The sequence below is a fragment of the Aeromonas sp. ASNIH1 genome (assembly GCF_002934285.1).
In the GTDB taxonomy this organism is placed as follows: domain Bacteria; phylum Pseudomonadota; class Gammaproteobacteria; order Enterobacterales; family Aeromonadaceae; genus Aeromonas; species Aeromonas caviae.
This window is the reverse complement of the sequence record NZ_CP026228.1, coordinates 4799079-4812777: the sequence shown is the minus strand read 5'-3', so window position 1 is coordinate 4812777 and position 13699 is coordinate 4799079. Positions and strand designations below refer to the sequence as shown.

12 protein-coding genes are annotated in these 13699 nt (G+C 61.5%); 7 read left to right on the top strand and 5 right to left on the bottom strand.

What is annotated here, in order from left to right:
- Positions 1–84: 84 nt before the first annotated feature.
- The 4 genes from C2U37_RS23170 to C2U37_RS23155 all read left to right on the top strand — a co-directional run bounded on the left by C2U37_RS23170 (position 85) and on the right by C2U37_RS23155 (position 4917).
- The gene (locus C2U37_RS23170; RefSeq protein ID WP_041213159.1) at positions 85–1503 is read left to right on the top strand and encodes a sigma-54 dependent transcriptional regulator; all 1419 of its coding nucleotides are present in this window, start codon (positions 85–87) and stop codon (positions 1501–1503) included.
- 105 nt (positions 1504–1608) lie between these two features.
- On the top strand, positions 1609–2643 hold the full coding sequence (locus C2U37_RS23165) for a sensor histidine kinase (protein WP_104453134.1): 1035 nt from the start codon (positions 1609–1611) through the stop codon (positions 2641–2643).
- A 70-nt stretch (positions 2644–2713) separates the two neighbouring features.
- Positions 2714–4048: a sigma-54-dependent transcriptional regulator gene (locus tag C2U37_RS23160; protein ID WP_010675277.1), complete on the top strand. Its 1335-nt coding sequence runs from the start codon at positions 2714–2716 to the stop codon at positions 4046–4048.
- A gap of 107 nt (positions 4049–4155) precedes the next feature.
- Positions 4156–4917, top strand: coding sequence for a Nif3-like dinuclear metal center hexameric protein (locus tag C2U37_RS23155; protein ID WP_104453133.1), 762 nt, complete (start codon positions 4156–4158; stop codon positions 4915–4917).
- Between the two features lie 114 nt (positions 4918–5031).
- On the opposite strand, the gene purN is transcribed toward C2U37_RS23155, so the two are convergent.
- Positions 5032–5670, bottom strand: coding sequence for a phosphoribosylglycinamide formyltransferase (gene purN, locus C2U37_RS23150; protein WP_042017578.1), 639 nt, complete (start codon positions 5668–5670; stop codon positions 5032–5034).
- A gap of 29 nt (positions 5671–5699) precedes the next feature.
- A complete protein-coding gene (gene purM, locus C2U37_RS23145; RefSeq protein ID WP_052815406.1) occupies positions 5700–6737 on the bottom strand; it encodes a phosphoribosylformylglycinamidine cyclo-ligase in 1038 nt (345 codons plus the stop codon).
- A 176-nt stretch (positions 6738–6913) separates the two neighbouring features.
- Between purM and upp the strand changes: the two genes are divergently transcribed.
- The 3 genes from upp to hda all read left to right on the top strand — a co-directional run bounded on the left by upp (position 6914) and on the right by hda (position 9513).
- Entirely contained in the window at positions 6914–7540 is a 627-nt protein-coding gene (gene upp / locus C2U37_RS23140) for a uracil phosphoribosyltransferase (RefSeq protein WP_005302745.1), read from the top strand.
- Between the two features lie 140 nt (positions 7541–7680).
- Positions 7681–8709 carry a DUF2066 domain-containing protein gene (locus C2U37_RS23135; RefSeq protein ID WP_103260416.1) on the top strand — a complete coding sequence of 343 codons (1029 nt, stop codon included), beginning with the start codon at positions 7681–7683 and terminating at the stop codon, positions 8707–8709.
- A 102-nt stretch (positions 8710–8811) separates the two neighbouring features.
- The gene (gene hda, locus C2U37_RS23130) at positions 8812–9513 is read left to right on the top strand and encodes a DnaA inactivator Hda (protein WP_010675272.1); all 702 of its coding nucleotides are present in this window, start codon (positions 8812–8814) and stop codon (positions 9511–9513) included.
- Positions 9514–9719: 206 nt separating this feature from the next.
- On the opposite strand, the gene aceA is transcribed toward hda, so the two are convergent.
- The 3 genes from aceA to C2U37_RS24955 all read right to left on the bottom strand — a co-directional run bounded on the left by aceA (position 9720) and on the right by C2U37_RS24955 (position 13543).
- Complete coding sequence (gene aceA / locus C2U37_RS23125; protein ID WP_104453132.1) at positions 9720–11033, bottom strand: isocitrate lyase; 1314 nt, start codon at positions 11031–11033, stop codon at positions 9720–9722.
- Positions 11034–11102: 69 nt separating this feature from the next.
- Positions 11103–12710, bottom strand: a complete 1608-nt coding sequence (gene aceB / locus C2U37_RS23120; protein ID WP_104453131.1) for a malate synthase A — start codon at positions 12708–12710, stop codon at positions 11103–11105.
- A 692-nt stretch (positions 12711–13402) separates the two neighbouring features.
- Positions 13403–13543, bottom strand: coding sequence for a hypothetical protein (locus C2U37_RS24955; protein WP_010675269.1), 141 nt, complete (start codon positions 13541–13543; stop codon positions 13403–13405).
- Positions 13544–13699 lie beyond the last annotated feature (156 nt).

Genomic DNA, 13699 nt, shown 5'->3' with positions numbered 1-13699 from the left:
CCCCCTTATGACACAGTGCGAAATTGGTTTTAATAAGCACTTAAAAAATAATAACTTGGCGTCAGGTGTGAAAATATGGATAGGATGGCTATGGGTGTGCTGCTTGTTGATGCCGATGATGTGCGGCGCCAGCAACTGGGGACTGTGCTCTCCTTCATGGGGATCCCCTGGCAGGAGGTGGTAGAGAGCGATCTCGATGTGGCCATCGAGACTGCCGGGCCCTTGCAGGGGATTCTGGCCGGGGAACTGCGCGAGCGCGCCCTGAGTGAGCTGCTTGCCGCCCATCCTCGTCTGCCCTTCCTCTCCCTGATGCCGGCGAGCCATGGTTGCAGCAACTTCATCGGGGTGGCCGAGGCGCCCTTTACCTATGAGTCCCTCACCCGTCACCTGCACTTCTGCCAGGCCTTCATCTCCCTGCATCCCCGTCATCAGACCCACGACAAGGGTCAGACCCTGCTGCGCCTGCTGGTGGGCAAGGGGAGGGGCATCCAGGAGGTGCGCCGTCTCATCGGCCAGGTGGCCGAGACCGACGCCAACGTACTGATCCTCGGTGAGTCCGGGACCGGCAAGGAGGTGGTGGCTCGCGCCATCCACGAGCTGTCCGCCCGAAGCGCGGGCCCCTTCGTGCCCATCAACTGCGGCGCCATTCCGGCTGAACTGCTCGAGAGCGAGCTGTTCGGTCACGAGAAGGGGGCCTTCACCGGTGCCATTGCCGCCCGGCGCGGCCGCTTCGAACTGGCCCAGGGGGGCACCCTCTTCCTCGACGAAATCGGCGACATGCCGCTGCCGATGCAGGTCAAGTTGCTGCGGGTGCTGCAGGAGCGCCAGTTCGACCGGGTCGGGGGCGGCAAGGCCGTCCAGGCAGATGTGAGGGTGATCGCGGCGACCCACCGGGATCTGGAAGCCATGATCCGCACCCAGGCATTTCGCGAAGATCTCTACTACCGCCTCAACGTGTTCCCCATCGAGACGCCCCCCCTGCGGGATCGGGCCGACGACATCCCGCTGCTGCTGCAGGAGCTGCTCAATCGCCATGCCGAACAGCACAAGGGGATCATCCGTCTGACCCAGCGCGCCATGGAGTCCCTGATGCAGTACGCCTGGCCCGGCAACGTGCGCGAGCTGTCCAACCTCATCGAGCGCCTGCTCATCCTCTATCCGAACCAGATCGTCGATGTGGCGGATCTGCCCGGCCGCTATCGCCTGCTGCCCTGCGAGCCACGAGATGAACGGCTCACCGAGATGGACGAGCGGGACGCCCTGGCTGCCGTGTTTCAGTCCCCACCAGAGCTGGATCCCGGCATCGCCATGCCCCTGCCCATGCAGTTGCCCCAGGAAGGAGTCAACCTCAAGGAGATGCTGGCCGACCTCGAGGTGGAGCTGATCCGCCAGGCCCTGGAGTCCCAGGACGGGGTGGTGGCACGCGCCGCCGACCTGCTCAGCATGCGCCGCACCACCCTGGTGGAGAAGATGAAGAAGTACGGCATGAGCAAGGACAATTGAGGTCAATGCTTTGACGCATTGACCCAATACATTGATAAATAACGTCTATTTTTCTGGCATGGAAATTGAATAAGCTGACTCAATCGCCAGTTTGAGGTCAGCTTTATGACAATCTTGCAGCAGGATGCCCCCCTCCAGTCACATGTAGTAAGTCAGCTTTACGCCATCTTCACGGCGCTGCCGACCGGCGTGCTGCTGCTCGATGGCGAGGGGCTGATCACCCGCGCAAACCCTGCCGCCCTGGCGCTGCTGGGAGAGCCACTGGAAGGCCTTTCCTGGCGCCAGATCATCGCCCGCTGCTTCGAACCCCGTGAGGATGACGGTCACGAGATCTCCTTGCGCGACGGCCGCCGGGTCCAGCTGTCGACCCAGCCGCTGCCGGATCAGCCCGGCCAACTGGTGTTCATTACCGACTTGACCGAGACCCGCCAGTTGCAGGACAGGGTCAACCACATGAAGCGCCTCTCCGCCCTTGGCAACATGGCGGCTTCCCTGGCGCACCAGATCCGCACCCCGCTCTCCGCCGCCATGCTCTATGCGGCCAACCTGGCCAACCGCACCCTCAAGCCTGAATCCCGCAGCCAGTTCCAGCAAAAATTGATGGCCAGGTTGCAAGACCTGGAAAAACAGATCAACGACATCCTGCTGTTTGCCCGCAATGGCGACAACCAGGTGGTGGCGCCCCTCTCGGTGCAGGGCCTGCTGGCGGAAGTGCAGGCGGGGGCCGAAGCCTTCTGCCAGCAGCAGGGGTGCGCCTTGCATCTGGAGGCCCCTGAGCCCGATCTCTGTCTGCTTGCCAACAGCAGTGCCCTGGCGGGGGCCATCAACAACCTCATCGCCAATGCCCGGCAGGCTGGCGCCGATTCGCTCCTGGTGAGCGCTGTGCGCAGCGGCAACCGGGTGGAGATGCGGGTCATCGACAACGGCAAGGGGATGGCCCCCTCCCTGCTCAACCAGATCTTCGAACCCTTCTTTACCACCCGATCTCAGGGCACGGGCCTCGGTCTTGCGGTGGTGCAGTCGGTGGTACGAGCCCATCAGGGGGAGGTAAGCGTGGCCTCGGTCCCTGGCGAGGGCACCTGTTTTACCCTGTCCTTCCCCCTGCATCAGCAACAGGTTCAGTTGGGGGGCGTGGCATGAGGCGCGCAAAAGCCGGAGCGCCGGTGAAGATGATTCTCGACAAGGCCATGTTGGTTGTAGGAGGTGTGGCATGACCCAGGCTCGCATTCTGGTGGTGGAAGATGACAACGGCCTGCGCGAGGCGCTGGTGGATACCCTGCTGCTCGGTGGCTATGAGTGCCGCGAGGTGGACAGCGGCGAGCGGGCCCTGCTTGCCCTGTCCCGTCAGCGCTTTGACATGGTGATCTCCGACATCCAGATGGGGGGCATGGATGGTCTGACCCTGCTCGCCAACATCCGCCAGCAATATCCCCAGGTGCCTGTGCTCCTGATGACTGCCTACGCCAACATCGACGGGGCGGTGCGCGCCATGCGCGAGGGGGCGATCGACTATCTGGCCAAGCCCTTCTCCCCCGAGGTGCTGCTCAACCAGGTCAGCCGTTATGTGCCGGCCCAGAAGGTGGAGAAGCGTGCCGTGGTGTACGGGGACCCCAGGACTGCGGAGCTGTTCCAGCTGGCGACCCGGGTGGCGAGAAGCGAAGCCACCGTCATGGTGACCGGACCGAGCGGGACGGGCAAGGAGGTGTTGGCTCGCTATATTCACGACCACTCCAGCCGGGCAGAGCAGGCCTTCGTCGCCATCAACTGCGCCGCCATTCCGGAGAACATGCTGGAAGCGACCCTGTTTGGCTATGAGAAGGGCGCCTTCACCGGTGCGGTGCAGGGGTGCCCTGGCAAGTTCGAGCAGGCTCAGGGAGGAACCCTGCTGCTCGACGAGATCACCGAGATGGATCTGGGGCTGCAGGCCAAGCTGCTGCGGGTCTTGCAGGAGAAAGAGGTGGAGCGGCTCGGCAGTCGCAAGATGATCCCCCTCGATGTGCGGGTCATTGCCACCAGCAACCGGGATCTGAAAAAAGCGGTGCAGGACGGGCTGTTCCGCGAGGATCTCTACTACCGCCTCAACGTCTTTCCCCTGCGCTGGACGGCGCTCTGGGAGCGCCCGGGGGACATTCTTCCCCTGGCGGAGCATCTGCTGGCGCTGCATGCCAGCCAGATGGGGCTGCCGACGCCGCAGCTCGCAGAGGACGCCCGAGAGCGTCTGATGGCTCACCCCTGGCCCGGCAACGTGCGCGAGCTCGACAACGTGGTGCAGCGGGCCCTGATCCTCTGCCCAGACGGCCTCATCGACTGTGAGCACCTGATCCTGGAAGAGACGGACGAGACCCTGGTGCGGCCGCTCGAGCGGCTGTCAGGGGAGGGGCTCGGCGGCGAACTCAAGCAGCAGGAGCACCAGATCATTCTGGACACCCTGCAGGAGTGCAACGGCAGTCGCAAAGCGGTGGCCGACAAGCTCGGCATCAGCCCGCGCACCCTGCGCTACAAGCTGGCCCAGATGCGTGACGCCGGCATCGAGCTGCCCGCCTAGGCCTGACAGGCGCATGGCCTTGCCGGTCCGGCTCGATTATCATGGGCTCTGACGATCGGAATCCGGCTCCCCGCACAGTGCGTGGGGAGCCCAGCTAGGAGACCCCCATGATCTCTCATCGTAAACTGGAAAGCCTGCTCAACCACCTGCTCGAACCCCATGCCATCAAGGATTACTGCCCCAACGGCCTGCAGGTGGAGGGGCGTGAGCGCATTCGCAAGGTGGTGACCGGCGTCACCGCCAGCCAGGCCCTCATCGATGCCGCCGTGGCCGCCGGGGCCGATGCCATCCTGGTTCATCACGGCTACTTCTGGAGCGGCGAGCCGGCCCAGATCACCGGCATGAAACAGCGTCGTCTCAAGACCCTCTTGACCCACGACATCAACCTGTTTGCCTATCACCTGCCGCTGGACGTGCACCCCGAGGTGGGCAACAATGCCCAGCTTGCCAAGCTGCTCGGCATCAAGGTGCGTCGCGGGCTCGAACCTTGGAACAGCAAGAGCGTCGCCATGGTGGGCAAGCTGGAGGAGCCCATGAGCGGCAGCGATTTTGCCAAGCTGATTGCCGAGCGTCTCGGTCGCGAGCCGCTTCATTGTGGTGACAGTGGTCCCGAGCTCATCCGCTCCGTGGCCTGGTGCACCGGCGGTGGTCAGAGCTACATCAGCCAGGCGGCGGAGCAGGGCATCGATGCCTTCATCTCCGGCGAAGCCTCCGAGCAGACCATCCACACCGCCCGCGAGATGGGCATGCACTTCTACGCCGCAGGCCACCACGCCACCGAACGTTACGGCGTCAAGGCGCTGGGAGAGTGGCTCGCCACCGTACACGGGTTGGAGGTGACCTTTATAGATATCGACAATCCGGTGTAGGGCCGATTAGCCGCGCAGCGGCGTCATCGGACGTGATGACAACCATTGCGCTGGTCGATGGAAATGACAAGGGAGGCCTAAGCCTCCCTTGTTGTGTCTTACTGCTGCTAGCGGTTACTCGCTGGCATAGCCTGCCAGGCCAAGCTGCTTGCCATCGAGGAAGGCAGACCCTTCTCGCATCTGCAAGCGCCCTTCACAGAACCACTGCACTACCAGGGGGTAGATGCTGTGCTCCTGCACCTGGACCCGGGCGGCGACCTCGTCGGCACTGTCCCCTTCGAAGATGGGGACCCGTGCCTGGAGGATCACCGGGCCGCCGTCAAGCTCTTCGGTGACGAAGTGGACGCTGGCGCCGTGCTCGTCATCACCGGCCTCGATGGCGCGCTGGTGGGTGTGCAGACCCTGGTATTTCGGCAGCAACGAGGGGTGGATGTTGATCATCCTCCCCGCGAAGTGACGCACGAGGTCGGCGCTCAGGATCCGCATAAAGCCAGCCAGCACCACCAGATCCGGCTGATAATCCGCCATCAGGGCCAGCAGGGCGGCATCATACTCCTCCCGGCTGGCGAACTGCTGCTGAGCCAGGATGGCGGTTGCCACCCCGGCTTCCCTGGCCCGCACCAGGCCATAGGCATCAGCCTTGTTGCTGATGACGCCGACCACCTGACCGGCAATCTTGCCGCCGGCACAGCCATCGAGGATGGCCTGCAGATTGCTGCCGCTGCCTGAGATGAGGACGAGGATGCGTTTCATGGAGGTCATCTGGCCGTTGATCCGATCATTCATTGAATGATGACCTGCTCCTCACCATCGGCCGCCTTGGCGATGTGGCCGATGTGCCAGGCGTTTTCGCCTTCGGCCTTGAGCAGGGCCAGGGCCTTGTCCAGCTGATCCGCCGGCAGGGCGATGATCATGCCGACGCCGCAGTTGAAAGTGCGATACATCTCGTGGCGGGTGACGTTGCCTGCCTGTTGCAGCCAGCTGAACACCGCCGGCCACTGCCAGCTCTGCTCGTCGATGACCGCCTTGGTGTTGGCGGGCAGCACGCGCGGGATGTTCTCCCAGAAGCCGCCGCCGGTGATGTGGGACAGGGCGTGGATCTCGCACTCCTTGATGAGCTTGAGCACGGGCTTCACGTAGATGCGGGTCGGCTCCAGCAGGGCGTTGGCCAGGGTGGTATCACCCAGCGGCTGCTGCACGTCGGCCTTGGAGACTTCCAGGATCTTGCGAATGAGGGAGAAGCCGTTGGAGTGGGGACCGCTGGCGGCCAGGGCGATCAGGGCATCCCCTTCGCCAACCTTGCTGCCGTCGATGATCTCGCTCTTTTCCACCACGCCGACGCAGAAACCGGCGATGTCGTAATCTTCCCCTTCATACATGCCAGGCATTTCGGCAGTTTCACCGCCAACCAGGGCACAGCCGGACTGTTCGCAGCCGGCGCCGATGCCGGTGACCACGGCAGCGGCAGTGTCCACGTCCAGTTTGCCGGTGGCATAGTAGTCGAGGAAGAAGAGGGGCTCGGCGCCCTGCACGATGAGGTCATTGACGCACATGGCGACCAAGTCGATCCCCACGGTGTCGTGCTTCTTCAGGTCGATGGCCAGACGCAGCTTGGTGCCCACCCCGTCGGTACCGGAGACCAGTACCGGTTCCTTGTAGCCAGCAGGGATTTGACACAGGGCCCCAAAGCCGCCAAGACCACCAAGGACTTCAGGACGACGAGTGCGTTTTGACACGCCCTTGATACGTTCAACCAGTGCATTGCCGGCATCGATATCTACGCCAGCATCCTTGTAGCTCAGTGAGGTTTTGTCAGTCACGCGTATTCCCCGTCATATAAAGAAGTGGAGGGTAAAATTCGGGGCGTATTCTACCAGCGGGCACGAAAAACCAGAAAGAAAATCGTTTGCGCGTTTTTGAATCGAAAAGCTCTACAAGCCGTGGCTTTTGTTGTATGATTCCGCGATTTTTTTGGCGCCGGTTAGAGGAGATAATAATGAAAGTCGTTGAAGTCAAACACCCCCTGGTCAAGCACAAGATCGGCCTGATGCGCGAAGGCGACATCAGCACCAAGCGTTTCCGTGAACTGGCCAAGGAAGTGGGCAGTTTGTTGACCTACGAAGCGACCTCTGACTTCGAAACCGAAAAAGTGACCATCGATGGCTGGAACGGCCCTGTGGAAGTCGACCAGATCAAGGGCAAGAAGGTCACCGTGGTGCCCATCCTGCGCGCCGGTCTTGGCATGATGGACGGGGTGCTGGAGCACATGCCGAGCGCCCGCGTCAGCGTGGTCGGTATCTATCGCGATGAAGAGACCCTGCAGCCTGTCCCCTACTTCGAGAAGATCGTCAGCAACATCGAAGAGCGTCTGGCCCTGGTCATCGACCCCATGCTGGCCACCGGCGGCTCCATGATCGCCACCATCGATCTGCTCAAGAAGAAAGGTTGCCAGTCCATCAAGGTGCTGGTGCTGGTTGCCGCGCCGGAAGGCATCAAGGCCCTGGAAGCCGCTCACCCGGACGTGGAGCTGTTCTGTGCCTCCATCGACCAGGGGCTGAACGAGAAGGGCTATATCGTCCCGGGTCTGGGGGATGCCGGCGACAAGATCTTCGGCACCAAGTAAGCATCACCCCATCGCCGCGCCCAAGGCGCGCAAACGGAGCCGGCACCCTGCCGGCTCCGCTGTTTCTCCCCCCTTTGCTTGCTGCCATGCGCGCCTTGCCGCTACCATAAGCACCATCCCCCATTTCGAGAATCTTCTTTATGCTGAAACGCTTAGCGACTCTCCTCTGCTGCTGTCTGCCACTCGTGGTATCGGCCGCCCAGGTAACCGACCTCTATCAGGGCAAGGCTCCCACCAGTGGCGACATGACGGCCGCCCAGTCCCAGGCGCTGGGGGATGTGCTCGTCAAGGTGACGGGCAAGCGCGATATCCTCACCCAGCCGGATGTGGTGAAGGCCCTGGCGGCGCCGGCGGATTATGTGCAGCAATACAGCTATCAGGACATCGGCTCGGTCAAGTTTCTCAAGGCGGATTTCAATGTGGCCAAGGTGAACGCCCTGGTCGGCCAGAGCAAGTTTGCCCTGCTTGGCCCGGTGCGGCCGCAGGTCGCCATCTGGCTGGTGGTCGGCGAAGGGGAGCGGCGCATTCTGCCGGATCAGTCCGGCGATGGCTGGTCCGAGGCGCTGCGTGCCCAGACTCAGGCCATGGGGCTGCCGGTCAGTCTCCCGCTGATGGACTTGGATGACAACATGGCGGTCAATGCCACCGATGTCTGGGGCCGCTTTGCCGATCCCGTGCTCAAGGCGAGCCAGCGTTACGGCGCCGAAATGGTGGTGCTCGGCAAACTGAGCCCGGAGGGGGAGGCCTGGAGCATCGACTGGGGTCTTTATGGTACCAAGCCGGGGGCGCAGGCAGGAGAGCTGACCGAGCTGACCAATGGCTCGGGTTCAGGTACCCAGGCCGAGGTGGCAAAGGGCTTTGCCGATGCCCTGGCCGGTTGGCTGGTGCAGCAGTACGGTACCCGTCTCTCCGGTGTCGCCTCCAGCCAGACCCTGGTGGTGGAGGGGCTGTCCGATATCGATGGCATGATCCAGATCCAGAAGCTGCTGCAGGGGATGGCCAGTGTCACCAAGGTGGCCATCGGCAAGCTGGAAGGGGACAAGGTGACCTTCAACCTCTCGCTGCAGGGGGACAAGGCCGAGCTGGTGAGGGGGTTGCAACTGGAGAGCCGCCTGCATCAGGTGGAAGACAACGAGAGCGGCCTGCGCTATCAATGGTCGCAGCCCTGATCCCGGGGAAGGATCCTGACCGCCCGGCATGGTCCGGGCGGTTCTCTATCTGCCCCGCTGGTGATACACTTGCCCGCAAATATCACAGTCAAAGCCCAACGAGTGAAGCAACCGGCCCAACTGTCTTTAGCCGTACAACTACCGGATGATGAAACCTTCGTCAGTTTTTATCCCGGCAACAACGCCCACCTGATCACCGCCCTCAAGAATGCGGCCATCGGTCAGGGCTCGCCCTTCCTCTATTTCTGGGGAGCCAAGGGGTCGGGCCGCTCCCATCTGCTCCATGCCACCTGTGCCGAGGTCAACGCCCGCGACGCGGCGGCGGCCTATCTCTCCCTCGATCAATTCGAGCAGCTTGACCCCAGCATGCTCGATGCTTTGGAGAGCCTGCCCCTGGTCTGTCTTGACAGCCTGGAGGCGATCGCCGGCAACGCCCTGTGGGAGCGGGCCCTGTTCGACTTCTACAATCGCTGGAAGGAGAAGGGGGAGGGGACGCTCATCGTTACCGGCTGCAGCGCGCCACGCAAGCTGGGGCTGCAACTGCCGGATCTCGCGTCCCGTCTCGACTGGGGAGTGAGCTTCCACCTCGACGAGCTGGACGACGAGGGCAAACTCAGCGCCCTGCAACTGCGCGCCGAGCTGCGGGGTTTCAAGCTGCCCATCGACGTGGGCCGTTTCCTGCTCAACCGCCTCTCCCGCGACATGCGCACCCTGCTTGCCACCCTCAATCGTCTCGACAACGCCTCCTTCCGTGCCAAGCGCAAGCTGACCATCCCTTTCGTCAAAGAGATCCTCGAGCTCTGAAAACCTATCCCATTAGGCTATCTTATTCGCCATTTTGAACCTGGGCAGTGCTCGAAATCCTCACGTACTACAGTACGCTCCGGTTTCTGCGCGCTGTCCGTGTTCAAACTGCCTTCAACGATTACGCCTACTGGGAGAGGTTCTAAGCCCCATAACGACAAACCCCGGGACTTGGCCGGGGTTTGTTTGCGAGCATTACACAGCTATCAGTGGAACTGATCTTCTTCGGTCGAGCCGGTCAGCGCGGTCACCGACGACTGGCCGCCCTGAATGACGGTGGTCACCTTGTCGAAGTAACCGGTACCCACTTCCTGCTGGTGTGCCACGAAGGTGTAGCCCCGCTCGGCGGCGGCGAATTCCGGCTGCTGCACCATCTCGACATAGTGCTTCATCCCCTCGCCACGGGCGTACTGGTAGGCCAGCTCGTACATGTGGAACCACATGTTGTGGATGCCCGCCAGGGTGATGAACTGGTACTTGTAGCCCATGTCGGAGAGCTCCTGCTGGAAGCGGGCGATGGTGGCATCGTCCAGGTTCTTCTTCCAGTTGAAGCTCGGGGAGCAGTTGTAGGCCAGGATCTTGTCCGGGTACTGGGCCTTGATGGCCTCGGCAAACTGGCGCGCCTCGTCCAAGTCCGGCTTGGCAGTTTCACACCACACCATGTCGGCGTAGGGAGCGTAGGCCAGGCCGCGGGAGATGGCCTGCTCGATACCGGCCTGCACCTTGTAGAAGCCCTCGCTGGTGCGCTCACCGGTCAGGAAGCCGGCATCGTAAGGGTCGGCATCCGTGGTCAGCAGATCCGCTGCGTTGGCGTCGGTGCGGGCGATAACCAGGGTGGTGGTGCCGCAGACATCTGCCGCGAGGCGCGCAGCAACCAGTTTCTGCACCGCTTCCTGGGTCGGCACCAGTACCTTGCCGCCCATGTGGCCGCATTTTTTCACGGAAGCCAGCTGATCTTCGAAGTGCACCCCGGCGGCGCCCGCTTCAATCATGCCCTTCATCAGCTCGAAGGCGTTCAGCACGCCGCCGAAACCGGCTTCCGCATCCGCTACTATGGGCAGGAAGTAGTCGATGAAGCCCTTGTCCTCTGGTCCAACCTTGTTGGCCCACTGGATCTGGTCGGCCCGGGCGAAGGAGTTGTTGATGCGCTCCACCACGGAGGGGACAGAGTTGGCCGGGTAGAGGGACTGATCCGGGTACATGGTGGAGGAGAGGTTGTTGTCCGCTGCCACCTGCCAGCCGGAGAGATAGATGGCTTCGATGCCGGCCTTGGCCTGCTGCACCGCCTGGCCGCCGGTCAGGGCGCCGAGGCAGTTTACATAGCCTTTTTTGGCGCCGCCGTGGATCAGCTCCCACAGTTTGTCGGCGCCGCGTTGGGCCAGAGTGTGTGCCGGCTGCAGGCTGCCACGCAGGTTCACCACGTCCTCGGCGCTGTAGCCGCGCTTGATCCCTTTCCAGCGGGGGTTTTCTGCCCAGTCTTTCTCGATAGCCTGGATCTGTTGCTCACGGGTCAGTGCCATATCAGTTCCCTCTTTCATTGATTTCACGTTTCCATTGACTTGTTATGGGGGCCGTTACCGGCCCGGGTCTCACAGCCGCTCGTAGCCGGGCAGCGTCAGAAAATCGATGAGTGTGTCGGCGCAGGTGATCTCGTCCATCAGGGCGCTAGCCTCGGAGAAACGGCCCGATTGCCAGCGGGCCTCGCCCACTTCGCCTCTGACCACCTCCTGCTCCTCGGCCAGCATCTGGCGGAACAGCGCCTTGGTCACCGCCTGACCGTTGGAGAGGGTCTTGCCGTGGCGGATCCACTGCCAGATGGAGGTGCGGGAGATCTCGGCGGTGGCGGCATCTTCCATCAGTCCGTAGATGGGCACGCAGCCATTGCCGTTGATCCAGGCTTCCAGGTATTGCAGGGCGACCCGGATATTGGTGCGCATGCCCGCCTCGGTGCGATCACCCTCACAGGGGGCCAGCAGGTCGGCCGCCGTGATGGGGGCATCCTGCTCGCGCAGCACGCCGATCTGGTTCTGGGCACCCGCCGGAATGGTGGCGTTGAACACCGCCATGGCGGTATCGGCCAGACCGGGGTGGGCGACCCAGGTGCCATCGTGGCCGTTGTCGGCCTCGCGCTGCTTGTCTGCGTGCACCTTGGCAAACACCTGTTCGTTGACTGCCGCGTCCTTGGCCGGAATAAAGGCGGCCATGCCCCCCATCGCCAGCGCGCCGCGTTTGTGGCAGGTCTTGATAAGGAGTCGCGAGTAGGCAGAGAGGAACGGCTTGTCCATGGTCACCACCTGACGATCCGGCAGGACGCGATCCGGGTGGTTCTTCAAGGTCTTGATATAGCTGAAGATGTAGTCCCAGCGACCGCAGTTGAGGGCGACGATGTGATCCTTCATCTGATAGAGCAGCTCGTCCATCTCGAATACTGCCGGCAGGGTCTCGATGAGCACGGTGGCCTTGATGGTACCGCGGGGCAGACCGAATTTGTCCTCGGTCCAGGCGAACACCTCGCTCCACCAGCGCCCTTCCAGATGGCTCTGCAGCTTGGGTACGTAGAAGTAGGGACCGGAGCCCTTGGCCAGCAACGCCTTGTGGTTGTGCAGGAAATAGAGGGCGAAGTCGAACAGGCCGCCGGGAATGGGGGCACCATCAAAGGTGACGTGCTTCTCCGGCAGATGCAGACCGCGCACCCGGCAGATGAGCACGGCCGGATTGGGATTCAGGGTATAGGCCTTCCCCTCCGGGCTCTGGTAGGCAATGGTGCCGTTGACCGCATCGCGCAGGTTGATCTGGCCCTCGATCACCTTGTTCCAGGCCGGGGCCAGTGAGTCCTCGAAGTCGGCCATGAAGACCTTGACGTTGGCGTTGAGGGCATTGATCACCATTTTGCGCTCGACCGGGCCGGTGATCTCCACACGGCGGTCCTGCAGATCGGCGGGGATGCCGCGCACCGTCCAGTCACCATCGCGAATATGGGCGGTCTCTGGCAGGAAGTCCGGCAACTCGCCGCCATCGATACGGGCCTGGCGTGCGACTCGCTGCTTCAGCAGCTCATTGCGTTGGGGAGCGAAACGTTCCACCAGTTCGGACACCAGGGCCACCGCATCCGGCGTCAGGATCTGCGCGTAATCGGGAAGCATCTCGCCTTGAATGCGCAGGCGGGTGCTGCTGATGGTCTGGGCCGGTGCCGACATAGTGGGTACTCCTCCAAAAGTTACATTTTGAATTTATTAACTACGACTAACGTCTACATCCCTTTCTTTCAAACTCCCCGTAACAGCGGGGTAACACGATTCATAAGGTGCAAAAGAATGGCGGGTTCGTCAACTTGATTTTTAAAACAGGTGTTTTTTGATGATAGTTAAGATGCTGTTTTAAATGGATTTATGTGATTAGTGCAAAAGCTCTTTGCAGATGGTTATGCTCTTGGGTTGCCGGGGCGGCAGGGGGGAGGATTTCGGTAGAGGGGATGGGTTAAAAATGTAATTAATTACGTAATAAAATTACAAATGCAAAAACAAATCCCGACATTACTCCAAGCTTTGCAAAAACAGCTGTATGAAATGCCTTCGTTCAATCCAGCCTGCATGGGGGCTATGAAGTAACCGGGTAGTGAACTGGCGTTTAAAACTAAAATGTCAAATTGAGTCAAAATGGCGAAGGCGAACAGGAGAGAGGGAAATGACGAGCAATAACGTAGGTTTGTATCAAGGCGTGTCCATGAAGGAGAGGGAGGTTGGAACGCAGCAGATGGTCAATTAAACTGATTTTTGAATAAAAACTAGCATTTTGTCGTTATTTGCGGTGGCGGTCTGTTGGCCTGGGTCAAGGGCGGTGCCGGACAGCAAAACCGGCGTCTTGAACCGCACTATGGCACGGGCTCGTCTCAGTAATCTTCATCCGGGGCGGCGAGATCGATCACATCGAGGTGCACTGAACTGCCAAACCCGTGCTCTGCGGAATCGAGCTCGGAAGGCGTGGGGGAGATCAGGGGCTGAACGGGCTGGGAGTCAACAGCTTGGGTCATGGATGCTTGCCTCATTGATTGCAAGCCGGTCGGTGATTCCATCACCCTAGTGTCCACCTCCCTGTTTTTATGGCCGGCGGAAAAGTTGCGTATCCTAGCGGCACTTTATGAAAGCTTCAAGTGGTTCTGTATAAAATTCATGCCAATAAAAAGCGG

Bases quoted from the DNA above. Each gene is read 5' to 3' on its own strand.
- aceA (WP_104453132.1), bottom strand. From the start codon at position 11,033: ATGGCACTGACCCGTGAGCAACAGATCCAGGCTATCGAGAAAGACTGG.
- C2U37_RS24955 (WP_010675269.1), bottom strand. From the start codon at position 13,543: ATGACCCAAGCTGTTGACTCCCAGCCCGTTCAGCCCCTGATCTCCCCC.
- aceB (WP_104453131.1), bottom strand. From the start codon at position 12,710: ATGTCGGCACCGGCCCAGACCATCAGCAGCACCCGCCTGCGCATTCAA.
- C2U37_RS23155 (WP_104453133.1), top strand. From the start codon at position 4,156: ATGATCTCTCATCGTAAACTGGAAAGCCTGCTCAACCACCTGCTCGAA.
- C2U37_RS23170 (WP_041213159.1), top strand. From the start codon at position 85: ATGGCTATGGGTGTGCTGCTTGTTGATGCCGATGATGTGCGGCGCCAG.
- purN (WP_042017578.1), bottom strand. From the start codon at position 5,670: ATGAAACGCATCCTCGTCCTCATCTCAGGCAGCGGCAGCAATCTGCAG.
- C2U37_RS23160 (WP_010675277.1), top strand. From the start codon at position 2,714: ATGACCCAGGCTCGCATTCTGGTGGTGGAAGATGACAACGGCCTGCGC.
- upp (WP_005302745.1), top strand. From the start codon at position 6,914: ATGAAAGTCGTTGAAGTCAAACACCCCCTGGTCAAGCACAAGATCGGC.
- C2U37_RS23135 (WP_103260416.1), top strand. From the start codon at position 7,681: ATGCTGAAACGCTTAGCGACTCTCCTCTGCTGCTGTCTGCCACTCGTG.
- C2U37_RS23165 (WP_104453134.1), top strand. From the start codon at position 1,609: ATGACAATCTTGCAGCAGGATGCCCCCCTCCAGTCACATGTAGTAAGT.